We start from the raw sequence: 24,260 nt of genomic DNA, 5'->3' as shown, positions 1-24,260 counted from the left end.
CCTCAGCTATCGGGAGTTCGGACATGTCTTTTGCCAGCGTCATGGTCCACGTCGATCCTGAGCAGCAGGAAGAGGGTCAGATTGCCGTCGCGGAAGGCATCGCGCGCGGATTTGGGGCGTCCATTCTCGGGATCTCGGCGGTCGCAATAGCGCCCACGTTCGCGGCCGAGGGAGTCATCATCGAGCAGACAACGGCCGAGGACCTCGATCGCATACGGGCGCAGCTCTCGGCCAAAGAGGCGTGGTTCAGGCGGATTGTCCGCCTGCCGAGTGAAAAGGTGGAATGGCGCTCGGCAATCGCATTTCCGACCGACTTTCTGGTCGAGCAGGCCAGGGCTGCTGACCTTATCGTCGTCAAGCGCAAGCAGCTCAGGACTAATCATCCCCGCTATCTCGATTCCGCCGGCGCCATGCTGCGGATGGGCCGTCCCACGCATTCGGTGCCGGACGGTGTGACGGAGCTGGCCGGCGATCGCATCGTGATCGGGTGGAAGGATACCCGGGAAGCGCGCCTTGCGGTTCGTGAGGCGTTGCCGTTCTTGACCCGAGCGTCGAGCGTCACGATCGCCGAAATCTGCACATCGGACGAACAGGACGCGGCACATGACCGGGTGCGGGATGTGGCCAACTATCTCAGAAAACACCGCGTGAGTTGCGAGCATGAAGTTCGTGTGCATACGGCGGAGCCGGATGCTGGCTATCTCATTCGCCTGGCTTCGGACGTCGGCGCTGATCTCATCGTCACCGGAGGCTATGGACACAGCCGGTTGGGCGAATGGATGTTCGGCGGCATGACGCAGCGCCTCCTACAGCAGGCCCAGGCTTGCCTGCTGATGGCCCACTAGGTCGCAACGCGCCTTCTCGACGATGGCTGTTCAATACCGCAATTAAGAGAGGCCGAGGCACGGTTCCCATGGAGAGAAGCAATGCTGGCGTCAGATATCATGCGGACCTCGTTCGCAACTGTGAAGCCGGAAGCGCCGCTGCTGGAGGCCCTCCATCTGCTGCTCGAGACCAATCAGCGCGGCCTGCCAGTTCTCAATGATGACGGGACTTTGGTCGGCATCATTGCCGAAGGCGACTTCCTCCATCGTCGCGAGTTGGGCGTCAACTATCCCGAGGGGTTTTGGCTCGAATGGCTACTGGGGAGGCAGGAAGGCGAGCTCGCTCGTGAGCGAACGAGGGGACTGCGGGTCGAGGAAGTAATGAGCCGTCATCCCGTTTGCGTCGATGAGAACGCCACGATCGATGCGGTCGTCAAGGAAATGGATGTGTACCAGATCTCGCAGGTACCCGTGCTCCGCAAGAGACGGGTTGTGGGGATCGTTGGCCGGATGCAGATGCTCACGGCGCTGGAAAGCTGCCTTAGAGAGCCGGGGGAAGCCTCACGGGAATGAGATCAGCGGGCAGAGTAATTCGAATATTTGCGATGGGTCCACTCGACAATATCCTAGACAGGGACATTCGGCTCGATGCCTGCAGAGGGATTGCGCTCTGGTTCGTCTTCATCAATCATATCCCAGGGAATATCTGCAGTTGGCTTACTTTAAGCCGTTATGGATTCAGCGACACCACTGAAGTCTTCATGTTTGTTTCGGGACTGACGTGCACCATGGCGTATGGACATGTGTTCCGAAGCGCCGGGTCTTGGGCGACGATCTGTCATACGGTTCGACGAAGCTGGGAGATTTATGCGGCATTTCTGCTGCTGACGCTATTTTTGGTCGTCGCCGTTCATTGGATCGATGCCGACCTCGCAGACGGCGCAAATGTGACGGTCGTTCTGCAGCAGCCGGGAGAAGCGCTGTCGCGTGCGGCGATCCTGCAGTACCGGCCCGTCAATACGGATGTGTTGCCGACCTTCGTGCTCTTCCATTTGCTGTTTGCGCCGTGGCTTTTGCTTTTGCTCAGATGGCCGAATGCCACGTTGGCGGCCTCGGCCCTGCTGTACGGCCTGGTTCAGATATACGGCTGGAACCTTCGGGGATGGCCGACGAACGACTGGTATTTCAACCCGCTCGCCTGGCAGTTTCTCGTCTCGCTCGGTGGATGGTGGGTGGTGGTGGGGCGCTGGCGGCTAATGCCACTCGTGACGTCACGTCCGGTGATCATGCTGTCGGCCGCATACCTGATTTGGTCGCTGGCTGTTGCAATGAGTTGGATCAGTCCGGCTCTTGAGCTCGCAGTTCCGCAACTCCTGAAAGGCTTGATCTACCCGATAAACAAGCCGGATCTTGATCCGCTGCGACTTTTGCATTTCCTTGCGCTTGCGGTCTGTGTCACCAATCTCGTGCCGGCGCATTGGGCCGCTTTACGGTCGCGCGCGCTGCTGGGAGCCGTTCGTTGCGGAGAGAATTCGCTCGAGGTTTACTGTGTGGGGGTTTTGTTGTCGCTTGCTGCATATATCTTTCTGAGGACTGTATCTGACGGCCTGCTCGCTCAGGTCATGGTGACTGGCACGGGCATCGCACTTCTCACCGTCTTTGCCACCTTGTTGACCTGGTTCACTGGCCTTGCCGCGCCTCGGGTAAGACTACTTTGATCAGGTACATCCTCAGCGTTTCGCACCGCTCACGCCCCTTCAAGCGCCCTGCGCAATCGTCGGACAATGACGCCCCGTGATCGATCGTCCGCGGCGGCTTCGATCTGGTCGTTGATATCGAGAAGCAGTTTTGACATATCGTTGTGCCAATCGAGGTTGACGACCGCATCGGGAGCGAGCCTGCGGCGGCGAGCAACGTCGATCGGTGTCGGTGTGGCAGTCGATAGGTCGTAGACATCGTCCAGGATTGGCGTGAAAATCTGTGCGGTCGGAACGGTTCGCGCGATCCGGTTAAAGAGGCCTCCGAGCGCATGCTCTTCTCCGTGGACGATGAATAGACCTCGGTGAATGGGGCGTCGCGCGGCAATCCAGCGCGCGAGCTCCGGGCCGTCAGCGTGCCCGGAATATTCGTCGATATACCGAATTCTCGCGGCAACCCTGATCTCTTCGCCCTGGATCCTCACTGCTTTCGCGCCATCACGCAGGAAACGGCCCAGGGTGCCTTGAGCCTGGAATCCCGCGAGCAGGACCGTGCCCTCCCTGCGCCACAACCATCGCTTCAGATGATGGCGGATGCGGCCGGCGTCGCACATCCCGCTTGCGGCAATGATGATGTGAAAGCCGGAGAGCCTGGCGATGGATTTGCTTTCATCGACGGTCTCCGTGAAGTGCAACTGTCTGGACGCCAGAAGCCGGTCCAGATCGACGTCCGGGTCGAGGCTGGCCGCGTTGTTGCGGAAGACTTCGGTCGCACGGATCGCTAAAGGCGAATCGAGGAAGATCGGTGCTGTCGGAATCTCCCCGCGGGCCATCAAGTCGGCCAGGTCAACGATCAGCTCCTGGGTCCGCTCAACCGCGAAGGCGGGGATCAGCAGCGCGCCGCGTCCGCTGGCGGCATCGCGCACTTCTTGGGCCAGATGCGCGCGACGCAGTGCGTGCGTTGTGGACGGGCGGTCGCTATCGCCGTAGGTCGACTCGCAAAACACGTAGTCGAGGCTGGTCGGGCCCTCGGGATCAGGCTCCAGCAATTTGGCATCAGGCCCGATGTCACCCGACATTAAGACACGCAAGGGCCCTTGATCTCTGCCTTGATCGACGAATTCCAGCTCGATCGAAGCCGAGCCGAGCAAATGGCCCGCATTCCAATAGCGGGCGCGCACGCCGGGTATCACCGTGTACCAAGCTCGGTACTCGACTGGCCGAAAGGCATCGAGGGTCGCGACCGCATCGGCTTGCGTGTAGATGGGCGTCACAGCGGCCCGCCCTCGGGCTGCGTTCCGGCGGTTCAGGGCAGCAACCTCCGTTTCCTGGATGCTGCCTGCGTCAGGAAGCATGTAGGAGCAGAGGTCGATGGTGCCGCGCGTCGCCAGGATCGGGCCTGAAAAGCCTTCACGCTTGAGCTTCGGCAGGAGCCCGCTGTGGTCGATGTGGGCATGCGTCAGCAAAACGGCATCGACATCCGCCGGGCGAAACGGGAATGCACCGTAGTTCAGTGCTTTCAACGTTTTCTGTCCCTGAAACAACCCGCAATCGACCAGGAATTGTCCTTTCGGCGTAACAAACAGATAGCAGGAGCCGGTAACGGTGCGGGCGGCGCCGCAAAACTGGATGGTGACGCTCACGGGGGGCTCCCAGTCTCCGGCATGCCAACAACTTCCCGCCGCAACGCGCGGGCGAGAAGATCGTCGAGGCGGATGGCGTTGGTTGGATGTGGCACGCTGTTGGTGGATCGGACGGAATGAATGCCGGCGCGACCGAACGCTGTCATCAGCTCGCGTGGAAATAGTGCGTGAACGATGATGGCCTCGATAGAAGTGGCTCCTGACGCGGCAAGAGCTTCCGCACAGGCGGTAAGCGTCCCACCGGACGACACGATGTCGTCGATGAAGAGCACGGGACGGCCGGCGAACAGCGACGCGTCTGTGAATGCGATCTGCACCGACTGATCACTCCGGCGTACTTTTCGCGCCACGCTGTACGCAAGTCCGAGACGGCCGGCAATGTCGGCCACCCAAGATCGCGATTCTTCATCGGGACCGACCACGACCGTCGCGGGCGCGACTGTCTCGGCACGAAGGTGAGCTTCGATCGCAGGAGCCGCCGACAAGTTGTGCGCTTCAATGCCAGGAAAGACCTCGGCGAGGTTCGACGTCCGATGGAGATGCGCATCAAACGTGATGACGCAATCGAATGTGTTCGCCAGAAGGGTACCGATTGCGCGCTGACTAATCGCCTCACCCGGATGGAACGCTGTGTCCTGACGCATGTAGCCGAGATAAGGTGAAACAAGCACAAGCCGCTCGGCTCCATCGCGCCGCAAGGCCTCTGCAGCAAACAACAGCGCAATCAGCTTTTCATTAGGTTGATTGAGCGAGCAACAGACTATCGTGGTGGTTGCCGCTGGGCCGACGGTTGCACGCAGCTCCCCATCGGGAAATCGATGCAAGATGATTTCATGGCCGACAACATCCAGAATTTCAGCAAGCCGAGGCCCGAAATGGGTGGAAGTGGGCAGCCATTGAACTGCACTCCGGATCATGGTGCTGCCCCGGCTTGCGGTTCGATCCAGTAAGCAGAGTCCAGCTGGGCCATGCCGACAGCAAGGTCAAACCCCGAGGGTTCGAACGCGTGAATGCGATAGAGCGGCTCGCCTTGCTCGACCCGATTTCCGATCTTCTTGAACAACTTGATACCGGCGCCCTTGTCGAGCGGAGCGCCGGCCGTTCGCGCCAGCCGGTTGAGGCGCAAGCAATCGATCGCGGAGACGACACCATCTCTTGCGGCGTGAATGTCGAGAGTAAGGCTACCGATTTCGCTCGCGGAAGGCGCTGGGCCCTGGGCCTCGACGATCTTCACCATCTGCCGAAGCGCCGCCCCGCTCTCCAGGAGCTCGCTTGCGCGTGCATAGCCGGTGCCACCGCGCAAGTCGGGGTCATGTTCCAGAAGGTGGGCGGCAAGTCGCAACGACTTCTCACGAAGATCGCGCGGAGCCTGGGGCTCATTGGCGAGCACTGCCATCACGTCCTGTGCCTCAAGCGCCGGGCCGATACCGCTGCCGATGGGCTGCCGTCCATCGGTGGTCACGACCTCCACCTCGAGGCCAAAGCGGTCGCCGACGAACTGAAACAACTTGCGGAGTCGCATAGCCTGGGATGCAGTCGTAAGCTTGGCGTTGGGTCCCACCGGAAGGTCGATGAGAAGATGCGTCGAGCCGGCGGCCAGCTTTTTCGACATAATGGATGCAACCATCTGTTCGTGCGTATCCAGCGCCAGCGGTCGCTCGACGCCGATCAGGATGTCATCTGCCGGCGACAGATTGACATGCCCGCCCCAGGCAAGGCAGCCATTGCAGGAGGCAACGACTTCCTTCATCGCTTCGACGCTGAGGTCGACCCGGGCCAGTACCTCCATGGTGTCGGCCGTTCCGGCAGGCGACGTGATCGCGCGCGACGACGTCTTCGGGATCGTAAGCCCGTGCGCGGCTACAATCGGGACCACGATCATGGATGTGCGATTGCCGGGAATGCCACCAATGCAATGCTTGTCGACGACGGTCTTGGCATTCCATCTGAGCTGCGTTCCGGCTCTCGCCATGGCCTCCGTAAGAGCGATCAACTCACCGGATGTCATGAAGTTGGCGGAGCTGACGAGGAACGCGGCGATTTCCATATCCGAATAGCGATAGCGCGCGAGATCGTCGACAATTGCGCCGATCTCGGGGGCCTCGAGCGTCTTGCCCTGAATCTTGGCGCGAACTGCGTCCAGACTTGGTGGGGAGGGAGCGGGGGTCACTGCAACATAGCTGCCTGCCGGCTGCCCAAAGCGCCGGAACGCGGGCTCGGCCATGCCAAGCTCGTCGGGCCCGACCAGGCTGTCGTCATCGGTGAGAAGTACGGTCGCCAGTTGCGTCTTCGCGTCGCTGCGCAGCTCGACCCTGGAAAAGCCTCGAAACAGGTCCGGCCGCAGCGCCGTGGACCGGCGAGAGATCACAACGACGTTTTCCCGGCCGGTGTCGAGATTGACACGGCGGGATCTGAGCTGGGTGCGGCCGGGTGGAATGGCGTTCATCGATGAAAACTTCGTTGTCGCGGTGAAGCGAGGATAGGGCTCGCCGAGGAGCCCGGTTTGCGACAGATCAACCCGTCGCCGGTCCTCGAGCACGGAGAGGTCGTGGGGCGCCGGCGATGCGGCTGTCTCAGTGAGACCGATGCGCTCGTAATGTCTCCAGGTACGCTGCAATGGAGTGGGGGCTGGCGGGCTCTTCAACAGTCCTCCGACTTGATCCGTGTCAAATGACAGGCATCGGAAGCAGCTAACGTTAAATAGCAGGCGGAGCAGCGATTATGTTGCCGTTTTCTGTCGAGCAATTTTTCGGGGTCTTCGCAAGCTACAACAGCGCGATCTGGCCGGCGCAGATCATTGCCTTGATCATAGGGGGCCTGGCGTTCGCACTGGTATTCCGCAGGTGCAAGCGATCCGATGAGATCATCGCCGGTGTTCTTGCTGCGATGTGGGCGTGGACGGGGCTCATCTATCATTTGATATTTTTCGCGCCCATCAACAAAATGGCCTATGCATTCGGTGCGCTGTTCGCAGTTCAGGCCATGGCGTTTGGATACGTTGGTGTCATACAGGGTCGAATGACTTTCGGCCGGAGCAACGGTCCGGCGGCATGGATTGGCATTGCATTCGTTCTCTATGCGGCTGCCATCTACTGGCTTCTTGGAGTGGCGACCGGTCATGACCTTGCGGAACTGCCTGCGTTCGGTGTAACGCCATGCCCCGTCACGATCTTCACGTTCGGGATGTTGCTGCTCACTATCCGGCCGATTCCTCGCCTGCTGCTGATTATTCCTATCCTCTGGTCGCTCATCGGGGGCAGCGCGGCAATCCTGCTGCATGTGCCGCAGGACTGGGCGTTGCTCGTGAGTGGAATCGTATCAGCCGCTTTGCTCGCTGGCCGCGACCAGAGGCTGGTGTCAGCCTCCTCACGGTGAGCGGTAGCGTTCTGCAATCTTGCTTCACTTTTCGTCAGCTCTGGGTCCAGAAGACGACATCACAGGCGATAGCGGCTGGCCTGCCTCAAACGCAGGTCTCTGCTCCTCCTTTCAGCGTCACGGGAATGGTGAGATAGCGTACTCCATTGGCTTTGGCAGGCGGAAATTTGCCGGCGCGAATGTTGACCTGGATGGAAGGCAGCAGCAGCCTGGGCGCTGAGAGCGTGGCATCGCGCGCCTGGCGCATGGCCACGAACTCAGCCTCCGTGACGCCCTCCTTGGCCTGGACATTCTTCTCGCGCTGTTCGCGCACTGTGGTCTCCCAGGCGTATGTGTCGCGGCCCGGCGCCTTATAGTCGTGACACATGAATAGCCGTGTCTCGGGCGGCAGCGCCAGGAGGCGCTTGATCGACCGGTAGAGCTTGTGCGCGTCGCCGCCTGGGAAGTCGGCCCGCGCCGTGCCGTAGTCCGGCATGAACAGGGTGTCGCCGACGAACAGGGCATCCTCGATCTTGTAAGAGACGTCGGCGGGCGTGTGCCCGGGCGTGAAGATCACCTCCACATCGAGTTCGCCGATCTTGAAGCGCTCGTCGTCCCGGAAGAGGCGGTCGAAGTCGCTGCCGTCCGTCTTCAGTTCGGTGGCATTGAATATCGGCCGGAAGATGCGCTGCACGTCCTTGATGTGCTCGCCGATGCCGATTTGGGCACCTGTCTTCGCCTTGATGAAGGGGGCGCCCGAGAGATGGTCGGCATGGGCATGCGTCTCGAGCACCCATTCGATCGTGTAGCCCGCCTCTTCGGCGGTCTTCAGCATGGACGCAACCGATCGCGTGTCCACCTCGCCCGAGTTGTGGTCGTAGTCAAATACGGGGTCGATGATAGCGGCCTTCTTGGTCGCCGGATCGGCGACCAGATAGCTCACCGTGTTGGTCGGCTCGTCGAAGAACGCTCGGATGATGGGTTGTCCTGACATGGCTTGAACCTCCTGATGTCACCGGTTCGTTTGAACTTGACATATATATTAGTACTTACTATATTAGCAATATCTAATATATGGAGTTGGCTAATGGCCTCCCGCGCCTCCCGGGCCTTCGATCTGGAGACATTCGAAAAACAGGCCGTTGAGGTCGCCGGAATCCTGCGAGTGCTCGCCAACGAGCGTCGGCTGATGATCCTGTGCAACCTCGTCGAATGCGGCGAGAGCAACGTGAATGCCCTCGCGGAAGCCGTGGGACTGTCGCAATCGGCGCTGTCGCAGCACCTCGCGAGGATGCGCGAGGAGGGCCTCGTTACCTTTCGGCGCGAAAGCCAGACGCTCTGGTACCGGATCGCCGATCCGCGCATCGAGCAACTCTTTGCGACGCTGCACGAGCTCTATTGCAAACCCGTCCAGGCGAAGAGCTGATTTAGGGAAGTAGAGGAGCTAATCATGTCACTACCCACAATCAAGCCAGCCGAGGCACGCCGCCTTCTCGACAGTGGCGCCCTCCTGATCGACATCCGCGAAGCTGACGAGCACGCCCGCGAGAAAATTCGGGGCGCGCGGCACCTTCCGCTGTCGAAGCTCGACGAGGCCGACTTCGCCTTGTATCAGGGCAAGCCGGTCATCTTTCATTGCAAAAGCGGCGCCCGCACTCAGGCCAACGCGCCGCGGCTCGCGGCGAAGCTGAGCGAACCCTGCGAGGCCTTTATCGTCGAAGGCGGGCTCGACGCCTGGCGCAAGGCCGGCCTGCCGGTCGTTAACGACCGGCGCCAACCGTTGGAGCTTCAGCGCCAGGTGCAGATCGGGGCTGGCAGTCTTGCGGTCGTGGGCACGCTGCTCGGGCTTTTCGTATCGACGTGGTTCTTCGCTGTACCGGCCTTCGTCGGTGCGGGGCTGATCACAGCCGGCTTCACCGGCTTCTGCGGCATGGCCCGCATTCTGATGCGCGCGCCCTGGAACCGTGGCGTCTACGGCTCGCCTGCGCGAGCCGGGTGATGGCAGTTTGACATGAGGAATAGTCCACTATGCTGCTGGCGCTGACCCAAGGCACGCTCGGCCTCGCTTCCGGCTCATTGGTCGGCTTCTCGTTGGGGCTGGTTGGAGGCGGCGGCTCAATTCTGGCCGTGCCGCTCCTCGTCTATCTGGTCGGGGTGTCGGATCCGCACGTCGCGATCGGCACCAGTGCGATCGCCGTTGCGGTGAACGCCGCTGTGAACCTCGCCAACCACGCCCGTGCCGGCAACGTGAAGTGGCGCTGCGCTTCCGTATTCGCACTCGCAGGTGTGGCCGGCGCCTTCCTCGGCTCCACCCTCGGCAAGATCGTCGAGGGCCAGAAGCTGCTGGCGTTGTTCGCCATTGTCATGATGGTGGTGGGCGCGCTGATGCTGAAGGGGCGCTCCGGCGTGGGCGAGCCGTCGGTCCGGCTCAACCGGGAGAACCTGCTGAAGCTCCTCGCTCTGGGGCTTGCTACCGGAGCCTTGTCCGGCTTCTTCGGGATCGGTGGCGGTTTCCTGATCGTGCCGGCACTCATCGCTGCCACTGGCATGCCGATCCTCTACGCGGTTGGCTCCTCTCTCGTGGCGGTGACCGCCTTTGGGCTGACGACGGCGGCCAACTACGCCCTGTCCGGCCTCGTCGATTGGTATCTTGCCGCGTTGTTTGTCTGCGGCGGAGTTCTCGGGGGGCTCTTTGGCGCCCGCTCGGCCAGCTCCCTCGCCGAGCGCAAAGGTACGTTGAACACCGTGTTCGCGGCGCTCATATTCGCGGTGGCGATCTATATGCTGGTTCGCAACCTTGGCCTGACGTGATTGAGACAATGGGCGAAGGTCGCAACGTCGAAATACCCAGTGCGTCGTAGAACGTATGCATCACCTCGGAGGTGAACCATGCATTTATGAGTGCGTGCCCTGGTCCTCCTGTGTTCGACCGGCAAGTTCGGCGGTGGCGGTTCGGCGGATGCGCGGGCGAACCAGACGTTTGCGAAAATCGCCAATCGACGAATAAAAGAGCGTGATTTCGAGCACGCTATACAGCGCCAATATCATCAACGCCTTGATCGCTTCGCCGGTCATCTCACGATCCTCCAACAGCCGATCTAAATCGGGTGCCTCTCGCGTTGCGCGACCTCGGTAAGAGCATGGGCTGAACGAGCCTCGTAGGCCGTCTGAGTCGTCGCCTTCGCATTCATTTCCGGATGAGTCAGGCGGGCAGTCAGTGCGGTCGCTACAATGGCGATGCTGGCGAGCAGCACGGAGACGACCACCTTCAGGTGCGTTGCCTTATCCACGGTGTAGATCGAATGGTTCATTGCAGGCCACTCGTCATCGAGCCAAATGCGTGCTTGCGAAGCCTTTCTAAAGCATCCACCGTGCGGCCGAAATTTGGGGGCTTCACCTAAGGAAGTATCCTTAGGCCGGCAAAAAGGTGGTGCAGCCCGTGGCCATCCAACATCCACCCGGAAATCTGCGAGCAGAGCTAAGCAATTTGAGAATCCTCAAATCGCTCCCAATCCAGGTCGTTAGGCTCTTCAGGTAACGTACTCTGATCGCCGGGGGCGGTGCCCTATGTCACACAGTATGTTTTGCCGATGTCTAAGATGGATAGGCGTCTTGGTGTGGAGTCTGGTGCTTGTCCTCGGGTCCGGTGCCTGTTGGGGCGACGATCTCTATAGAGAACAAGAAGAGATTTACTCGGCGAGGAGCCTTGCTCCCCTCGTAAAACGCATCTCGCCGGCTGTGGTAGGGATACGAAGCTGGGGCGTGCCGTCAGAGCCGCGAATATTCGATCCGGAAGCTGGATTTCCAGATCCTCCTACACCTCGAGAGTTGCAGGGAGCGGGCGTGATCGTGGATGCCCTGACGGGGCTGATCGTCACCGCAGATCACCTGGTTGCAAACGCAACGGTCGTAAAAGCATTGCTCCAGGATGGGCGAGCCCTGAACGCCGTTCTGCTGGCCCGATCCGAGCGAGATGACGTTGCGCTACTGCGAATCGCCGCCGATAACCTTCGTGTATTGGCTTTGGAGAAACCTGGCGCGCTTGAGGTGGGAGAGCCCGTCCTGGCGATCGGCGATCCCCAGGATTGGGGACAGATCGTGACATTTGGCATTGTTTCAGCGTTGCATCGTTCGTGTCCGGGCATCGTCAATAGCGATCTGATCCAATCAGATGTGCTTGTGGGCCAGGGGAGCTCGGGAGGCGCGCTGGTGAATATACAGGGCAAGCTGATCGGAGTGATCGTCGCGCAAAGAGCTGGTTTTGCTTTTGCGGCACCGGTCGACGCGGTCAGGAGGCTTTTTGTGTCCGCCCAATAGAAATGGGCTGATCCCAGCCGTCTGCATCAGAGATCTTGCCGCGGTCATCGTCCTCGGACCGTCGGGATCCATCCGAACTCCGATCCGGACGCATGCATTTTCAGTGACGGGCGCGTCGGCTGTGCCCAGAATAGGCCGCAACCAGCCCGACCATGGCTGTGACAAGGAGCATCGTAACAAAGGTCTGAATCAAGCCGAAGTTCAGCGCGTCACGCGCCACGAAGGGTGCCGTGATCGGCGCTGCAATGACGAAGAGAATCCGAGCGTTCCATCCAAGCATAGTTGCCTCGATCCGCGAGCGGTCTAGCCCGCGGCCTTCATGCCTTTGCCCGACTCGGCCAAAAACTCCGAGTAAGTATAGCGGAGGTGGTCGTGCACCTCCTTGACGCCGCTAGTGTTCTCGGCGGCGACGGTCGTCGCCCGTCGGGCCTCATCGGTGGTGATGAGGCCATGCAGATGGACGGCGCCTTTGCGGACATTCACTTCAAAGCCGATTGGACGCCAGTCGGTGGCGTTGACCGCGCGCGTGATGCGCTCGCGAATGTGCTCATCATCGGCGGTCGGGTCGGGAATCTCATGCAAGAGGCTCGCCATTGCTTGCAACAAATTCGTCCTCGTGACGATCCCGACAGACGCCTTGCCCCGCATCACCGGGACGCGTTTGATGTCGTGCTTTTCCATCAGGTCGACCAGATCGGCCAGTGATGTTTCCTCCTGCACGGAGAAGACTTTCTGCGTCATGACATCCTCGACCTTGCGGCCGCGCTCGTGAACGAATTCCGCGGCCGCTTGTGTTGGTCCCATGAAGAACTTCAACCAGGCGGCGTGCTTGCGACCGGTGCCGATCTCATTGCGCCGGAGGAGGTCGCTTTCCGAGACGACGCCAACGAGATTGCCGGCATCATCGATGACTGGCAGGCCGCTGATATGCATTCGAAGCATGATCTTTGCAGCTTCTTCGATCGTGGTGTGCGGCGTCACCGCGACGACGTCTTTAGTCATGACATGATGTGCGCGCATGATATGCCCTCGAAGGTCGATAATGGCCTGTCTTCCGAGGCGAGGCTGCGGCTGTGGTAGCCTCGCGCTCGGTTAGGCTCTCAGGCCGCCCTCACGTTGAAACGGCCGCCACGCCTCGCCGGCGGCTGCGGGCGCGCCGGACGATTTGGTAACGGGCAATTTGGTTTCGGTTGCCATGATCATTTCTCCTTCGAGGTTTGACCATTTGGGTCACCGAAAAGTATAATCACGCCCATCGGCCGGAGGTTGATTTCCCTCAATCGGGAAGCAGCGCTCGAAAGTTTATTAGCTATCCGGCGGCAGCCTGCCCGATGCGAGGCTCGTTGATCACCACTCATTCGATGGGCAAAATGCGGCAGAGAGGCAGACGTTTCTCGACTGCCAGGGGCCGTCGGGACCAATACCGGTCGGCTATGCATCCGATCTCCTCGGCAAGGAGCAGGTGTGTGGTACGGAGATTTCAATGTCCAACGTCCTGTTTCGCTGTCCCAACACCGGCATGAATGTTCAACACCTCCTTGGCGATTCCTCCGAGAAAGCGGACGAAGTGGTCGCCGTCGTGCACTGCCCTGCTGGCGCAAGGATCCATCTCGTCAGTGTCGCGACGGGCGAATTGGCGCGCGATACCGGGAGCGAAAAAGATAGGTTCGCCAGCGCAGGTTTTGATCCGGATCAAGCCCAGGCAATGAGAACTGGCTATCTTCTCGTTGCGTGATCGACCCTACGATTGCGCCCCCCCAGTCACGGCCGAGGTCTGCGCCCCATGTCCTCGTCGGCCTTTTCTTTCCCCGTGCAGCATCGTGTCCATTGTTTCGAAAGCGGGCCGCAGGAAGTAGCTAATGCACACCTACTACTTTGACATGAAGGATGGCGTTCCCGTCCGGGACAAGTCAGGCTTGGAGTTAGAGAGCGATGGCGCCGCGATCGTGCACAGCAAGCTTCTTGCAGACAGGGTGCGCAAGGAGAATCCCGAAGGCAATCGGGATCTCAGGATCGTCATCATCGACGAAAGCGGCCGCGAAGTTCACCGTGAGCAGGTTTACCCGCAGAATACCTAAGAGGTTCGGGAACACCGCTTTGGGCACTGAAGTCTGGCTTAATTCAAGATGTCACCACAGCCGTCTAGACAACCGTCCTCCTGAAGGGGCTGATCGAGCGCCTCGAGGGCAGCCTGCTCCTGCGAAAGCCGCCATTCGATATAGCTGCGCTCCACATCCGAGAGGGTCGTCTTGAGTAGCCGGTGATGGCGGTCGATATTCTTGCCGTGGGCACGACCGAGCGCGAAGACTGCCGACATGCCGTTCCTCTTTTTGACGTTAGGCGGAGCCGCCGTTTGCCTGGCTCATCATTTCTTCGGCCCCTTGCCGATCGGCGTAAATATCTGATTGGCGGGCGGCTGCTGGTTAGTAGGTAGGCCGATGGCGATAAAACCGCGCTCCATCGAGGTGTGGCAGGCATTGCAGCCGTCCGTCAGAGCCCGCATGGACACAGCGAACCCGCGGTTATCTCCCGCTGAAATTGCGTCGGCGATTGAGAGCAGGGGCTCTTTCATCGTAGTAACATTGCTTACCGGAATTCCCGGATAGAATATGGCAGCTTGAGCCAGACTGTCGGTCAATTGGCGCAGCTCGAAAGCGGCGAGATCCCAGTTCTTCGACTTGCCCGCGAACCACAGCTTCAAGTGCTGGACCTGTGCCGCGTTCATGATTTCGATCAGGCGGGGCGCATCTTGCTTGGCATTTGGGGAGGGTTGGAAGTCGGATTGAGCGATTGCGGACGTCATCGCGCCCGCCGAGATCGCCAGAACCACGTACCAATTCCGCAGCGCCATCTGATAGCCCTTCGATTTCTGAGCAAATTAGCAGAGCGCCAATCCAGTCTTTTGCGTTGAATCAAGCTTCCCCGTGGGCGCCAAACGCGCCGTTGCATTGTCACCTTGCGTCAGCTCAATTCCGATAAAGTCCGAAAAGCAACGGTTGATCAATGGATCGATGCCGAGATACAGGCCCCGACGGCGGTCCGTCATCGCGCTGACCTGGTTTCCACGTCACGAGAACGACGGGAGTATGGCCGCTCTCGGCGATCACCTTGTAGACGTCAGGTGAGGCGATCAATGCATCCTATTGCTCCAACGTCTTCAGAAACGCCATGAAATCGCCGACCTGGTCGGCATCGAATCGAAATTCCGGCATCATAGGATGCCCTGTGACGATGCCTTCGGCTAAAGCCTCTTGCAGCATCTCGATCGGATATCGTTCGTGCAACGTCCTGAACGGGGGAGCGATCTTGAGTGGGCTGGGGCTTACTTTGTCGGTCGAGTGGCACTTTGCACAATATAGCAACGCAAGACGCCGTCCCTGCTCGACGCTCGAAGCCGCAGTCGGTCCGGAGAAGAGAAGGAGAGCCGCAGCGACGACGCCGACTGCTGCCACGACGCGTTCAGTGCGGAGAAGCGTTCTCACATCGTGCTCCATCAGTGCGGCATCAGGACGGGAACGGTCATGCTGCGGAACATCTCGCGTGTGACGCCGCCGAACACTGTTTCCTGAAGTCGGGAATGGCCGTAGCCGCCCATGATCAGGAGGTCGAGGGTTTCATCCGCAGCGATCGACAGGATGCTCGCATGCAGATTACCACGGTCGGACTGAAGCGAAATGGTCTTCGCTCGCAGGCCCTTCCGCGCGAGGTGTTTCACGAGGCGCTCGGGCGATGCGTCGGCCGGCACTTCGGATGCGTTGAGAGTGATGGTTGTCAGCGCATCTGCTTTGGTGATGAATGGCATCGCGTCCCGCAAAGCGCGAGCGGCAAGGCGATTGCCGTCCCAGCAGATGCCGATTCGCGACGCCTTGAACGCCCCACGGAAAGTATAGGGGATGAACAGCACCGGCCCACCCACCTGCAAGAGGAGTTCCTGTGGAAGCTCGTTGTCGAACGTATCGCCGTCTGGTTCGCCTTGTGATACGATCGTGAGATCATAGAGGCGCGCCGACGCGCCAAACCTCGAAACGGTCTCGGCGATAGATCCGCTCAGCGTGTATTTTCCATAGGCAATCTGCGCGTTCTTCGCCTCGATTTCGAAAATGCCTAGGGCGGCGTCGGCCCGCTCCATTGCGCGTTCGTACTCGAATTGCAGCGATGCTGCGATGGCCGCGCCGCCCTCCGCAACGAAGGGCACGTTGGTCGACGCATATCCCGTCGCGATTGCATCCAGGTGCGCACCTGCGGTCATCGCCAGGGAAACGGAAGCGTCGATGGCGGGCCGCGGTGACCGCTCCGTGGGAATGTGCACCAACAGGTCTCTGAACATGCGCGCCTCCGGCTCTGATCTTGATAAGAGCACCACATGTGGCTATTGGYCGACTTGACGCACATCAAGGCGGCGGTAGCCGCCGGATATCCAGTATCGAAGCGGGGAATTCGATGTCTCGGAGAAGGGCGTTGTGGCGCAATGAGCGATCGGCCGGTCACGGGCTTATGGAGGCATCTTCCCCGAGGGTCCGTTCCTCGGGCTTTCCGGACTTGAAATCGCTAAACGCTTGGCGAGCTCAGCCGAGATGAGGTAAGCGGCGGCGATGGCAGCGATCGTCGCCAGGAATGCCACGGGAAGGGCGGTAAAGCCGAACAATCTTCCCCATGGGCCGAGCGCCAGCCCCACACCAGCGATGAGGGCGCCAAGCGATGTGGCGATCAGGATGATGTGAGGGCGGTTCGCACGCCAGGGCATCCGGCGGGACCTGATCACGAAAATCACCAGGATCTGTGTGGATATTGACTCCACGAACCAGCCGGTCTGAAACAGTGCCGCGTCCGCCGCAAATACCTTGAGCAGAACTGCGAAGGTAACCACATCGAATAGGGAGGAGACCACTCCCATGATGATCGTGAAGCGAAGGATGTTTGCCATGTTCCAGGCTTCCGGGCGGGCAACGTCTTCGCGGTCGACTTCATCGAAAGGGATGCCGATTTCAGAGAGGTCGTAGATCAGATTGTTCAACAGGATCTGTAGCGGCAGCAACGGCAGGAATGGAAGCACGATCGAGGCCAGGGCCATCGAAAGCATGTTTCCGAAATTCGAACTCRTTCCCATTCGGACGTACTTCAGGATGTTGGCAAATGTTCTGCGGCCTTCGCGCACGCCGGCCGCAAGCACTGAAAGATCGGGAGCCAGCAGGATCATGTCGGCGGCGGCGCGGGCGACTTCAGTCGCGCCGGTGACGGATATGCCGACATGGGCTGCATGGATTGCCGGGGCATCGTTGACGCCATCGCCCATGGAGCCGACCACGTGATTGCGATGCCGGAGGGCGGCAATGATCCGCCGCTTCTGATCGGGATCGATGCGGGCGAACAGATCGATGTCATCGACCCTGGCGATCAGCGCGGCATCGGTGAGTTCGGAGATCTCGGCACCGGTGATGATACGGTCCGACTGAAGGCCGACTGACTTTGCAACGTGCGAAACCACTGCGTCATGGTCGCCTGAAACGAACTTGATCGTCACGCCGAGCGAGTTGAGGGCTTCAATGGCTGAGGCCGCGTCCTGCTTGAGTGGATCGGCAAACACACAGAACCCGATCATGGTCAAATCAGCCTCGTCGTCGACGGCAATCGTCTGCTGCCCAGGGGGCATGGCCCTCACGGCGACGGCAAGAAGCCGGAAGCCATCGCGGGCATATCGATCCTGAATGTCTGCCATTCTTTGCTGCCAGGCGGCGTCGAGCGGATGGGCCAGGCCATCGATTTCCAAGGCAACGCAGTGGGCCAAGATGGATTCGGGAGCTCCTTTTGCGATCAGCATATGTTCGCCATTTCGGGCGACCAGCACTGACAGGCGCCGCCGCTCGAAGTCGAACGGGACTTCCGAGAGCCGACCCCAGCCATCGATAGCACCGCTCCTTGCCGACAGTATCGCCTCGTCGAGGGCACTTCTGATGCCGGCCTGGAAGGCGCTGTTCAGGCCCGCGAGGCTTAGAACGATCGCTGGATTGCCCCTGCGGATCGACATGCGCATCGAGCGTGATCCTCGCTTCGGTCAGTGTGCCTGTTTTGTCGACGCAGAGCGTGTCCATGGCACCGAGATCGTGGATCACGGAGAGCCGCTTGACGACAACTTTTCGGTCCGCCATGCGTCGAGCGCCCCGTGCAAGTGTTACCGTCATCACCATGGGAAGCAGCTCGGGCGTCAAGCCGACAGCGAGCGCAACCGCGAATAGGAACGACCCCATTGCGGAGTGTTGCGCGACGAGGTGAGCCATCAGGACAAAGAGAGTAAGAAACAGCGTGAGCCGAAGGATAAGTATTCCGAGCTTTCGCACACCCTGTTCGAGAGCCGTTGGTGCAGCGTTGGCCGCCAGTGCCGCGATGATCGCGCCAAAGCGCGTCCGGCTTCCGGTTTTCACGATCAACATCGTGCCGCTTCCGCCGACGGCACTAGTTCCGGCGAACAGGGCATTGGTCGCTTCCGCCGGCAATGTGGTGTCGCAGGGTGCATCCGTCTTGAGCGCCGGAAACGGCTCGCCCGTCATCAGGGCTTCGTTGACCTGCAATTCCCGGGCGTCGAGGACGATTCCATCGGCCGGTATGAGATCGCCGGTACGGAGCTTCACGACGTCTCCGGGGACGAGTGCGGTTACCGGTACCGTGATGTCCTTGCCATCCCGAACGACGTCGGCACGAATAGCGACCGATTCCCGCAACGCCTCGGCCGTCAGTTCGGCGCGATGTTCCTGAACGATGTCCAGCGTAAGGGATAGGGACAGCACGGTTGCGATAATTGCAAAACTGCCAACGTCGCCGCTTAGTCCGGATACGAGCGCGGCCGCCAGTAGCATCGCAATCAAGGGGTTCCAAAGGCGTTGGCCGAGCTTGCGCAGGACCGACCGGCTTTGAGAGGCGTCAGCGCGGTTTGCTCCGAAGATCGCGATGCGCCGGTTCGCTTCGACCTGCGATAGCCCATCCGGACCGGAGCCGAGCGCGCGGTAGAGGGCGTCTTTTGGCGTTAGCCAGAACTCGGCGGCCAAAGCTTTGGCCGCGCTAGGCTGCTCGATCATCGAAGGGCTCGCCGGCCTGTTGGTCGCTTGGCCAGAAAGGTAAGAGGCAGCCCAATTTCCGGGTTGATGCAGCTCAATTCGGGCTCGGGCAAGATCGTTACGTTGCGGGGGCCAAAGGAGTTCACCATGTCGCCTCCAGCGTCCGCCAGCCGCATTCCCATAGCTTCGAATTCTGACCAGGTCCCCATTGAGCCCCCGATTACTGAGGCAATGGTGCCAGCGCCGCCGTCCGGCTCCGATGCAGCCGTCGGTGCCATCGACCGATCCTTCCACGCGGCGCTGGCGCGCTTTACCGGCGGGGTCTCGCCGGCTGCGCTGGCCCTGGCTTTTGCCGACTGGCAACTGCACCTCCTGGCCTCACCCGGCAAGCAGGCCAGCCTTGCCGGCCGGGCGATCCAGAATGCGTTTGATCTTGTCGATGCCATGGTGCCGCGGCATGYGGTATTCCAGCCTTGGTCCGTGATCAGGCCGCCGGAAAACGACCGCCGTTTCACGGGCTCGGATTGGGAGCTACCGTCCTTCAACCTCCTGGCCCAGGCTTTTCTGCTGACCCAACAATGGTGGCATTCGACGACGATCGGCATCCACGGACTGGCCCATTCGAACGCGGCCATCGCCGACTTCGCGCTTCGCCAATGCCTGGATACGGTGGCTCCGACGAACTTCGCCGTAAGCAATCCTGAAGTTCTGCGCAAGATCATGGAGACCGGCGGCGGCAATTTCGTCTATGGCCTGCACAACTGGTGGGAGGATTGGCGGGCCCTGCTCGCCGGTGCAAGGCTGAGGAGCGATCAGACTTTCGTGGCGGGGAAGGATGTTGCGATCACACCCGGCAAGGTCGTCTATCGCAACGAGCTGATCGAGCTCATCGAATATTCTCCGATGACCCCGACCGTCCGGCCCGAGCCTATTCTGATCGTGCCTGCCTGGATCATGAAATACTACATCCTCGACCTCTCGCCGCGTAATTCTCTCGTCCGCTACCTCGTCGAAAGCGGCTTCACCGTCTTCATGATCTCATGGAAGAATCCAACCCCCGAGTATCGCAATTTCAGTCTCGAAGACTACCGCGAACTCGGAGTGGATGCCGCAATCGCCGCCATCAATTCGCTTCGGCCTGACCGGGCCATCCACGCCGCGGGCTATTGCCTCGGTGGCACCCTGTTGTCGATCGCGGCGGCCAGGCTGGCTCGCGAGCGGCCAGATTGCCTCCGATCGGTGACACTGCTCGCGGCGCAGACCGATTTCACGGAAGCGGGCGAGCTTACCTTGTTCATCAACGAAAGCCAGGTCTCGTTCCTGGAGGATATGATGTGGCGGCAAGGTTTGCTGGCAACAGCGCAGATGGCCGGTGCCTTTCAGATGTTGCGGACCAACGACTTGCTTTGGTCGCGCGTCGTGCGAGACTATCTGGTCGGAGAGCGAGCCGCACCAAGCGAGTTGATGTCGTGGAATGCCGATGCTACGCGCATGCCCTATCAAATGCATTCCGACTATTTGCGGCGGCTGTTCCTCAACAACGATCTCGCCGAGGGGCGCTATCAGGTCAACGGCAGGCCGGTCGCTCTCTCGGATCTGCACATGCCGATGTTCGTCGTCGGTACGTTGCGCGACCACGTCGCGCCCTGGAAATCGACCTACAAGATCAATTTCCTTGCCGATGCAGACATCACCTACGTCCTGACGAGTGGCGGCCACAATGCCGGCATCGTCGCGCCTCCAGCCGAGGAGGGGCACAGCTACCAGGTGCTCGCCAAGAAGGCCCATGACCGCTATCTCGGTCCGGACGAATGGATCAAGCGCGCRCCATCTCACGAAGGATCATGGTGGACCGAGTGGACGCGATTTCTCACCGCACATTCCGGTCAACCTGTCCCGGCCTCCTCGCCAGCAAGCGTGGCAGAAAAAAGCGCGCCTTTGGATGACGCGCCGGGCTCTTACGTGCTCGAGCAGTAGACGCGACGGTCACGGACGCAAAACGGCTGCGCCAACGAGCTTGCCGTCCCTCAAACGGGCTAGCGCTTCATTGGCCTGATCGAGGGGGAATACAGTCGTGTGTGTCTGAATATTGGCCTTCGCGGTCGTCGCAAGAAAATCGATGCCGTCCTTACGCGTGAGATTCGCAACCGACACGACCTGCCGTTCGCCCCAAAGAATTTGATAGGGGAACGTCGGAATGTCCGACATGTGAATGCCGGCGCACACAACGCGCCCGCCCTTGCGGACCGCGCGCAGGGCAAGCGGCACCAATGCTCCGACCGGCGCGTAGATGATGGCGGCATCGAGCTCGGTCGGCGGAGTGTCCTCCGAAGCGCCGGCCCAGTCTGCGCCGAGCGAAAGTGCGAGTTGCTGTGCTTCCTGGTCGCCGGCACGGGTAAAGGCGTAGACTGTCCGTCCCTCTGCGCGCGCCACCTGCGCCACGATATGGCCGGCCGCGCCAAAGCCGTAGATGCCGAGCGTCTTGCCGTCACCGGCCATCACCAGGGATCGCCAGCCGATCAGGCCGGCGCAGAGCAGGGGTGAAAGGGCTGCGTCCTCGCCGTGCTCGCCGARCGGAAAGCAATATCGAGCATCGGCAACGAGGTGGCTGGCAAAGCCGCCGTCCCGTGTGTAGCCGGTAAATTTGGGGCGGTCGCAGAGATTTTCCTTATCCGTGCGGCAATAGAAGCATTCGCCGCAAGTGAAGCCGAGCCAGGGGACACCTACACGCATGCCCAGTGTCAGGTCGTCGACGCCTGTGCCCACCGCATCGATGCGGCCGACGACTTCGTGCCCAGGGATGATTGGATAGCGAATGCCGGATAGCTCACCATCCACCACGTGCAGGTCGGTCCTGCACACGCCACAGGCGCTGACCTTGATGCGGACCTCGCCGGGGCCGGGGATCGGGTCGGGTCGTTGCTCGAACGTCAATGGCGCGCCGCGTGCGGTGAGAACCATCGCGTACATTTCGCGTTCCCGTTATGCCTTGCAATGCATCGTCCGCCCTGCCTTGGTCTGCCCTGCCTTGGCGGTCCGGCAGCAGGCCGCTTAGAGAGTAGTGGACCGCGCCCATCACTTGAGCGCAGCAGCACTGCCTTCGAGACGCGGCGCGCAGCACGCTGACTAAAGATTTAGGCCGGAAGTTGGCTAAGCGACTACGAGGACAGATCAGGCGTCGAGATTGTGCAGGCGCTGGCGGTTGCGCAGCACGATCTGGCGAGCGCCGGAGAAGCCCAGGATGCCCTGGCTGTGAAGCTGCGACAGCGCGCGCGACACGGTTTCGAGGGTGAGGCCGAGATAGTCGCCGATGTCGCGGCGGCACATCGGCAGCGCCATCATGCCGGCAACTGCGAGGCGGCGGTCCATTTCGAGCAGGAAGGTCGCGACGCGCTCCATCGCGGTCTTGCGGCCCAGCAGCAGCATGTGGTCTTCGGCATGGCGCAGCTCGGAGGCGGTCATCGCCCAGAGCTTGCGGGCAACCTGGACGTCAGTGCCTGCAGCCTTCTCGAGGCTCGCGCGCTTCACGAGGCGCACGGTGGTGTCGATGATGGCTTCGGCAGCAAGGCGGTGAGCGGGACCGGATTCGAGACCGAACACGTCGCCGGGAAGATGGAAGGCGCCGATCTGGCGGCGGCCGTCGGACAAGAGCTGGTAGCTGCTGACCGCGCCTGACACGACCTGGTAAACATATTCGGCCGGCTCGTCCTCGCCATAGATCTCCTCGTCCTTGCGGTAGGAGAATTCCGTGGCGACCAGACCGACGTGGCCGGTGATGGCGCCGAACTGGTCGGTAACGGGATGGGCGGAAGCAACCTTGCCGATAATCTGGTTGTTGATCGCCGGGGTGTTGATCGTCTGGGTCAGCATCTGCGCCATCTCCGTTGTGATAGCGCCTTGGTACGCGGTATCGGGGGCCTCGAAAACTTCGATCGATATCTTAAGGAGGGTGCCTTACGTAGAATCCCGTAGGTCAGGCGCGGGGACTGTCCTGGATGGCATGGCGGATGCTCTTAACCAGGTTTTCGTCGAGAAGCGGCTTCAAGACCACGTCTTTGATGCCCGCCGACGCAGCCCGGGCCGAGATATTCTCATCTGGGTAGCCGGTGATCAGGATCACAGTCGCGTCGCGGTCGGACTTGCGCAAGCGGCCGGCCAGCTCGATGCCGTTGATGTCCGGCCTCTTGTAGTCGATGACGTAACAGTCAGGTCCAGCCGCGCCGCCGATGTTGAGCAGCGCCGTGCCGCTCCTGAAGGTCCGCACGGCAAAGCCGTCGGTCTCCAGCAGGAACCGCAGGGATCCCAGGACGGCGGCGTCATCGTCGACCACAAAGACGGTGGGTTGTGCGGGGGACGAGGGCCGCGCACGATGTGAGCTGACCTCGATCATGCTGTCTGGTTAGCATTGCGCCGGGAAGGCGCCTTGACCTGCCTCAATCGTTGAGCATGCCGGCGCGCATCGCCAGCCGGACCAGTTCCGAGAGGCTGTTGGCCTGCATCTTGGTCATGACATTGGCCCGGTAGACTTCGATGGTGCGCGGGCTGATGTCGTATTCACGGGCGATCAGCTTGTTGGAGAGGCCCGCAACCAGCCCTTCCATGACCTGGCGCTCCCGGGGACTCAAGGACGCGACGCGGGCGGCGACGTCCTGCGATATCGCCTCGTTCTTCGCCGCCGGCTCGGCCTGGCGGATCGCCGTCTCGATCATGGTGGTGAGGCGATCGTCCTCGAACGGCTTCTCGAGAAAGTCGACGGCGCCGAGCTTCATCGCATCGACCGCGAGCGGCACGTCGCCATGGCCTGTCATGATTAGGATCGGGAACCGGCTGTGCTGGGCCTTCATGTGCTTCAAAAGCTCGATCCCGTCCAGGCTCGGCATGCGCACGTCGGAGACGACGCAGCCGAAAGCGAGGCCGGGCAGGGCATCGAGAAAGCTTTGGGCGTTGTCGAACAGGGTGACGCCGAAACCGGAGGAATCCAGCAGGAAGTTCAGCGAATCCCGCATCGCGGCGTCGTCGTCGATGACGTAGATATGTCCCTTGGTCGTCATGGATCAGTCTCGTCGGCTACGGGCAAGGTGAAGCGGAATGTTGCTCCGCCCGATTCGTTGCTCTCGGCCCACATGCGGCCGCCGTGAGCCTCGATGATCGAGCGGCTGATGGAAAGTCCGACGCCCATGCCGGTGTCTTTGGTGGTGAAGAAGGTTTGAAACAGGTTTGGAATGACGTCGTCGCGGAAGCCGGAACCGGTGTCGGACACCTCCACCTCGATCGTGTCGTCGGCGGCACGGGAGTTGGTGACCACGAGTTCGCGCCGCTGCGATTGCGCCATCGCCTCCAGCGCGTTGCGGAACAGATTGACCAGCACCTGCTGGA

General features: G+C 60.9%; 28 protein-coding genes and 1 pseudogene. 11 read left to right on the top strand and 18 right to left on the bottom strand.

From position 1 onward, the window contains the following. Positions 1 to 23: 23 nt before the first annotated feature. From AB4Z51_RS38195 to AB4Z51_RS38185, 3 genes are all read left to right on the top strand, one after another. The gene (locus AB4Z51_RS38195) at positions 24 to 845 is read left to right on the top strand and encodes a universal stress protein (protein WP_441499192.1); all 822 of its coding nucleotides are present in this window, start codon (positions 24 to 26) and stop codon (positions 843 to 845) included. 81 nt (positions 846 to 926) lie between these two features. Continuing rightward, a complete protein-coding gene (locus tag AB4Z51_RS38190; protein WP_063982731.1) occupies positions 927 to 1,397 on the top strand; it encodes a CBS domain-containing protein in 471 nt (156 codons plus the stop codon). 32 nt (positions 1,398 to 1,429) lie between these two features. Continuing rightward, the gene (locus AB4Z51_RS38185) at positions 1,430 to 2,542 is read left to right on the top strand and encodes an OpgC domain-containing protein (RefSeq protein ID WP_441499191.1); all 1,113 of its coding nucleotides are present in this window, start codon (positions 1,430 to 1,432) and stop codon (positions 2,540 to 2,542) included. A gap of 29 nt (positions 2,543 to 2,571) precedes the next feature. Here the strand turns inward: AB4Z51_RS38185 and AB4Z51_RS38180 are convergent, their stop codons facing one another. From AB4Z51_RS38180 to AB4Z51_RS38170, 3 genes are read right to left on the bottom strand one after another with little or no spacing between them, the layout of a single operon-like run. Then, the gene (locus AB4Z51_RS38180) at positions 2,572 to 4,164 is read right to left on the bottom strand and encodes an MBL fold metallo-hydrolase (RefSeq protein WP_441499190.1); all 1,593 of its coding nucleotides are present in this window, start codon (positions 4,162 to 4,164) and stop codon (positions 2,572 to 2,574) included. Then, positions 4,161 to 5,081, bottom strand: coding sequence for a ribose-phosphate diphosphokinase (locus AB4Z51_RS38175; RefSeq protein ID WP_441499189.1), 921 nt, complete (start codon positions 5,079 to 5,081; stop codon positions 4,161 to 4,163). Before AB4Z51_RS38175 ends, AB4Z51_RS38180 begins: the two co-directional genes overlap by 4 nt. Beyond that, positions 5,078 to 6,610, bottom strand: coding sequence for a thymidine phosphorylase family protein (locus tag AB4Z51_RS38170; RefSeq protein WP_441499197.1), 1,533 nt, complete (start codon positions 6,608 to 6,610; stop codon positions 5,078 to 5,080). The genes AB4Z51_RS38175 and AB4Z51_RS38170 overlap by 4 nt, the downstream gene beginning before the upstream one ends. Positions 6,611 to 6,885: 275 nt before the next feature. On the opposite strand from AB4Z51_RS38170, the gene AB4Z51_RS38165 reads away from it, so the two are divergent. After that, positions 6,886 to 7,539, top strand: a complete 654-nt coding sequence (locus AB4Z51_RS38165) for a DUF6064 family protein (protein ID WP_441499188.1) — start codon at positions 6,886 to 6,888, stop codon at positions 7,537 to 7,539. Positions 7,540 to 7,624: 85 nt separating this feature from the next. On the opposite strand, the gene AB4Z51_RS38160 is transcribed toward AB4Z51_RS38165, so the two are convergent. Then, positions 7,625 to 8,512 carry an MBL fold metallo-hydrolase gene (locus AB4Z51_RS38160; RefSeq protein ID WP_441499187.1) on the bottom strand — a complete coding sequence of 296 codons (888 nt, stop codon included), beginning with the start codon at positions 8,510 to 8,512 and terminating at the stop codon, positions 7,625 to 7,627. 93 nt (positions 8,513 to 8,605) lie between these two features. On the opposite strand from AB4Z51_RS38160, the gene AB4Z51_RS38155 reads away from it, so the two are divergent. The 3 genes from AB4Z51_RS38155 to AB4Z51_RS38145 are packed head-to-tail and all read left to right on the top strand — an operon-like array spanning position 8,606 to position 10,329. Further along, positions 8,606 to 8,944 carry an ArsR/SmtB family transcription factor gene (locus tag AB4Z51_RS38155; protein WP_441499186.1) on the top strand — a complete coding sequence of 113 codons (339 nt, stop codon included), beginning with the start codon at positions 8,606 to 8,608 and terminating at the stop codon, positions 8,942 to 8,944. Between the two features lie 24 nt (positions 8,945 to 8,968). Beyond that, entirely contained in the window at positions 8,969 to 9,517 is a 549-nt protein-coding gene (locus AB4Z51_RS38150) for a rhodanese family protein (RefSeq protein ID WP_441499185.1), read from the top strand. A 29-nt stretch (positions 9,518 to 9,546) separates the two neighbouring features. Then, on the top strand, positions 9,547 to 10,329 hold the full coding sequence (locus AB4Z51_RS38145) for a sulfite exporter TauE/SafE family protein (RefSeq protein ID WP_441499184.1): 783 nt from the start codon (positions 9,547 to 9,549) through the stop codon (positions 10,327 to 10,329). Positions 10,330 to 10,413: 84 nt separating this feature from the next. On the opposite strand, the gene AB4Z51_RS38140 is transcribed toward AB4Z51_RS38145, so the two are convergent. Then, positions 10,414 to 10,593, bottom strand: a complete 180-nt coding sequence (locus tag AB4Z51_RS38140; protein WP_441499183.1) for a hypothetical protein — start codon at positions 10,591 to 10,593, stop codon at positions 10,414 to 10,416. Between the two features lie 23 nt (positions 10,594 to 10,616). Next, positions 10,617 to 10,829: a hypothetical protein gene (locus AB4Z51_RS38135; protein WP_441499182.1), complete on the bottom strand. Its 213-nt coding sequence runs from the start codon at positions 10,827 to 10,829 to the stop codon at positions 10,617 to 10,619. A 532-nt stretch (positions 10,830 to 11,361) separates the two neighbouring features. On the opposite strand from AB4Z51_RS38135, the gene AB4Z51_RS38130 reads away from it, so the two are divergent. Continuing rightward, complete coding sequence (locus AB4Z51_RS38130; protein ID WP_441499181.1) at positions 11,362 to 11,835, top strand: S1C family serine protease; 474 nt, start codon at positions 11,362 to 11,364, stop codon at positions 11,833 to 11,835. A 303-nt stretch (positions 11,836 to 12,138) separates the two neighbouring features. Here AB4Z51_RS38130 and AB4Z51_RS38125 read toward each other — a convergent pair whose 3' ends face one another. After that, complete coding sequence (locus AB4Z51_RS38125) at positions 12,139 to 12,855, bottom strand: CBS domain-containing protein (protein WP_441499180.1); 717 nt, start codon at positions 12,853 to 12,855, stop codon at positions 12,139 to 12,141. 463 nt (positions 12,856 to 13,318) lie between these two features. On the opposite strand from AB4Z51_RS38125, the gene AB4Z51_RS38120 reads away from it, so the two are divergent. Next, positions 13,319 to 13,570, top strand: a complete 252-nt coding sequence (locus tag AB4Z51_RS38120; RefSeq protein WP_441499179.1) for a hypothetical protein — start codon at positions 13,319 to 13,321, stop codon at positions 13,568 to 13,570. A gap of 124 nt (positions 13,571 to 13,694) precedes the next feature. Next, positions 13,695 to 13,913, top strand: a complete 219-nt coding sequence (locus AB4Z51_RS38115; protein ID WP_441499178.1) for a DUF6894 family protein — start codon at positions 13,695 to 13,697, stop codon at positions 13,911 to 13,913. 38 nt (positions 13,914 to 13,951) lie between these two features. Here AB4Z51_RS38115 and AB4Z51_RS38110 read toward each other — a convergent pair whose 3' ends face one another. The 6 genes and pseudogenes from AB4Z51_RS38110 to AB4Z51_RS38085 all read right to left on the bottom strand — a co-directional run. Further along, a complete protein-coding gene (locus AB4Z51_RS38110) occupies positions 13,952 to 14,152 on the bottom strand; it encodes a hypothetical protein (protein WP_441499177.1) in 201 nt (66 codons plus the stop codon). Positions 14,153 to 14,200: 48 nt separating this feature from the next. Further along, positions 14,201 to 14,686, bottom strand: a complete 486-nt coding sequence (locus AB4Z51_RS38105) for a hypothetical protein (protein WP_441499176.1) — start codon at positions 14,684 to 14,686, stop codon at positions 14,201 to 14,203. A 289-nt stretch (positions 14,687 to 14,975) separates the two neighbouring features. After that, a complete protein-coding gene (locus tag AB4Z51_RS38100; RefSeq protein WP_441499175.1) occupies positions 14,976 to 15,317 on the bottom strand; it encodes a c-type cytochrome in 342 nt (113 codons plus the stop codon). Between the two features lie 11 nt (positions 15,318 to 15,328). Beyond that, entirely contained in the window at positions 15,329 to 16,162 is an 834-nt protein-coding gene (locus AB4Z51_RS38095) for a universal stress protein (protein WP_441499174.1), read from the bottom strand. A 165-nt stretch (positions 16,163 to 16,327) separates the two neighbouring features. Further along, positions 16,328 to 17,866 carry an HAD-IC family P-type ATPase gene (locus tag AB4Z51_RS38090; RefSeq protein WP_441499173.1) on the bottom strand — a complete coding sequence of 513 codons (1,539 nt, stop codon included), beginning with the start codon at positions 17,864 to 17,866 and terminating at the stop codon, positions 16,328 to 16,330. 40 nt (positions 17,867 to 17,906) lie between these two features. Further along, positions 17,907 to 18,905: pseudogene (locus AB4Z51_RS38085) on the bottom strand (P-type ATPase); the annotation flags it as partial. A 210-nt stretch (positions 18,906 to 19,115) separates the two neighbouring features. Here AB4Z51_RS38085 and AB4Z51_RS38080 point away from each other — a divergent pair. Continuing rightward, the gene (locus AB4Z51_RS38080) at positions 19,116 to 20,861 is read left to right on the top strand and encodes a PHA/PHB synthase family protein (RefSeq protein ID WP_441499172.1); all 1,746 of its coding nucleotides are present in this window, start codon (positions 19,116 to 19,118) and stop codon (positions 20,859 to 20,861) included. A 9-nt stretch (positions 20,862 to 20,870) separates the two neighbouring features. Here the strand turns inward: AB4Z51_RS38080 and AB4Z51_RS38075 are convergent, their stop codons facing one another. The 5 genes from AB4Z51_RS38075 to AB4Z51_RS38055 all read right to left on the bottom strand — a co-directional run. Further along, the gene (locus AB4Z51_RS38075; RefSeq protein WP_441499171.1) at positions 20,871 to 21,854 is read right to left on the bottom strand and encodes a zinc-dependent alcohol dehydrogenase family protein; all 984 of its coding nucleotides are present in this window, start codon (positions 21,852 to 21,854) and stop codon (positions 20,871 to 20,873) included. 201 nt (positions 21,855 to 22,055) lie between these two features. After that, positions 22,056 to 22,754, bottom strand: coding sequence for a helix-turn-helix domain-containing protein (locus AB4Z51_RS38070; protein WP_441499170.1), 699 nt, complete (start codon positions 22,752 to 22,754; stop codon positions 22,056 to 22,058). Positions 22,755 to 22,857: 103 nt separating this feature from the next. Beyond that, the gene (locus AB4Z51_RS38065; RefSeq protein ID WP_441499169.1) at positions 22,858 to 23,274 is read right to left on the bottom strand and encodes a response regulator; all 417 of its coding nucleotides are present in this window, start codon (positions 23,272 to 23,274) and stop codon (positions 22,858 to 22,860) included. Positions 23,275 to 23,317: 43 nt separating this feature from the next. Next, the gene (fixJ, locus tag AB4Z51_RS38060) at positions 23,318 to 23,935 is read right to left on the bottom strand and encodes a response regulator FixJ (RefSeq protein WP_441499168.1); all 618 of its coding nucleotides are present in this window, start codon (positions 23,933 to 23,935) and stop codon (positions 23,318 to 23,320) included. Next, positions 23,932 to 24,260: ATP-binding protein (locus AB4Z51_RS38055; protein WP_441499167.1), on the bottom strand; the 329-nt coding region annotated here is incomplete at its 5' end. The genes AB4Z51_RS38055 and fixJ, both read right to left, overlap by 4 nt.

This window comes from Bradyrhizobium sp. 2TAF36 (assembly GCF_052114925.1).
Lineage (GTDB): Bacteria > Pseudomonadota > Alphaproteobacteria > Rhizobiales > Xanthobacteraceae > Bradyrhizobium > Bradyrhizobium barranii.
This window is presented reverse-complemented; position numbering and strand designations above follow the sequence as displayed.

Coding starts and splice junctions, on each gene's coding strand:
- AB4Z51_RS38115 (WP_441499178.1), top strand. CDS start 13,695: ATGCACACCTACTACTTTGACATGAAGGATGGCGTTCCCGTCCGGGAC.
- AB4Z51_RS38140 (WP_441499183.1), bottom strand. CDS start 10,593: ATGACCGGCGAAGCGATCAAGGCGTTGATGATATTGGCGCTGTATAGC.
- AB4Z51_RS38110 (WP_441499177.1), bottom strand. CDS start 14,152: ATGTCGGCAGTCTTCGCGCTCGGTCGTGCCCACGGCAAGAATATCGAC.
- AB4Z51_RS38095 (WP_441499174.1), bottom strand. CDS start 16,162: ATGTTCAGAGACCTGTTGGTGCACATTCCCACGGAGCGGTCACCGCGG.
- AB4Z51_RS38185 (WP_441499191.1), top strand. CDS start 1,430: ATGGGTCCACTCGACAATATCCTAGACAGGGACATTCGGCTCGATGCC.
- AB4Z51_RS38105 (WP_441499176.1), bottom strand. CDS start 14,686: ATGGCGCTGCGGAATTGGTACGTGGTTCTGGCGATCTCGGCGGGCGCG.
- AB4Z51_RS38165 (WP_441499188.1), top strand. CDS start 6,886: ATGTTGCCGTTTTCTGTCGAGCAATTTTTCGGGGTCTTCGCAAGCTAC.
- AB4Z51_RS38120 (WP_441499179.1), top strand. CDS start 13,319: ATGTCCAACGTCCTGTTTCGCTGTCCCAACACCGGCATGAATGTTCAA.
- AB4Z51_RS38170 (WP_441499197.1), bottom strand. CDS start 6,610: ATGAACGCCATTCCACCCGGCCGCACCCAGCTCAGATCCCGCCGTGTC.
- AB4Z51_RS38065 (WP_441499169.1), bottom strand. CDS start 23,274: ATGATCGAGGTCAGCTCACATCGTGCGCGGCCCTCGTCCCCCGCACAA.
- AB4Z51_RS38125 (WP_441499180.1), bottom strand. CDS start 12,855: ATGCGCGCACATCATGTCATGACTAAAGACGTCGTCGCGGTGACGCCG.
- AB4Z51_RS38195 (WP_441499192.1), top strand. CDS start 24: ATGTCTTTTGCCAGCGTCATGGTCCACGTCGATCCTGAGCAGCAGGAA.
- AB4Z51_RS38190 (WP_063982731.1), top strand. CDS start 927: ATGCTGGCGTCAGATATCATGCGGACCTCGTTCGCAACTGTGAAGCCG.
- AB4Z51_RS38160 (WP_441499187.1), bottom strand. CDS start 8,512: ATGTCAGGACAACCCATCATCCGAGCGTTCTTCGACGAGCCGACCAAC.
- AB4Z51_RS38135 (WP_441499182.1), bottom strand. CDS start 10,829: ATGAACCATTCGATCTACACCGTGGATAAGGCAACGCACCTGAAGGTG.
- fixJ (WP_441499168.1), bottom strand. CDS start 23,935: ATGACGACCAAGGGACATATCTACGTCATCGACGACGACGCCGCGATG.
- AB4Z51_RS38145 (WP_441499184.1), top strand. CDS start 9,547: ATGCTGCTGGCGCTGACCCAAGGCACGCTCGGCCTCGCTTCCGGCTCA.
- AB4Z51_RS38175 (WP_441499189.1), bottom strand. CDS start 5,081: ATGATCCGGAGTGCAGTTCAATGGCTGCCCACTTCCACCCATTTCGGG.
- AB4Z51_RS38070 (WP_441499170.1), bottom strand. CDS start 22,754: ATGCTGACCCAGACGATCAACACCCCGGCGATCAACAACCAGATTATC.
- AB4Z51_RS38155 (WP_441499186.1), top strand. CDS start 8,606: ATGGCCTCCCGCGCCTCCCGGGCCTTCGATCTGGAGACATTCGAAAAA.
- AB4Z51_RS38150 (WP_441499185.1), top strand. CDS start 8,969: ATGTCACTACCCACAATCAAGCCAGCCGAGGCACGCCGCCTTCTCGAC.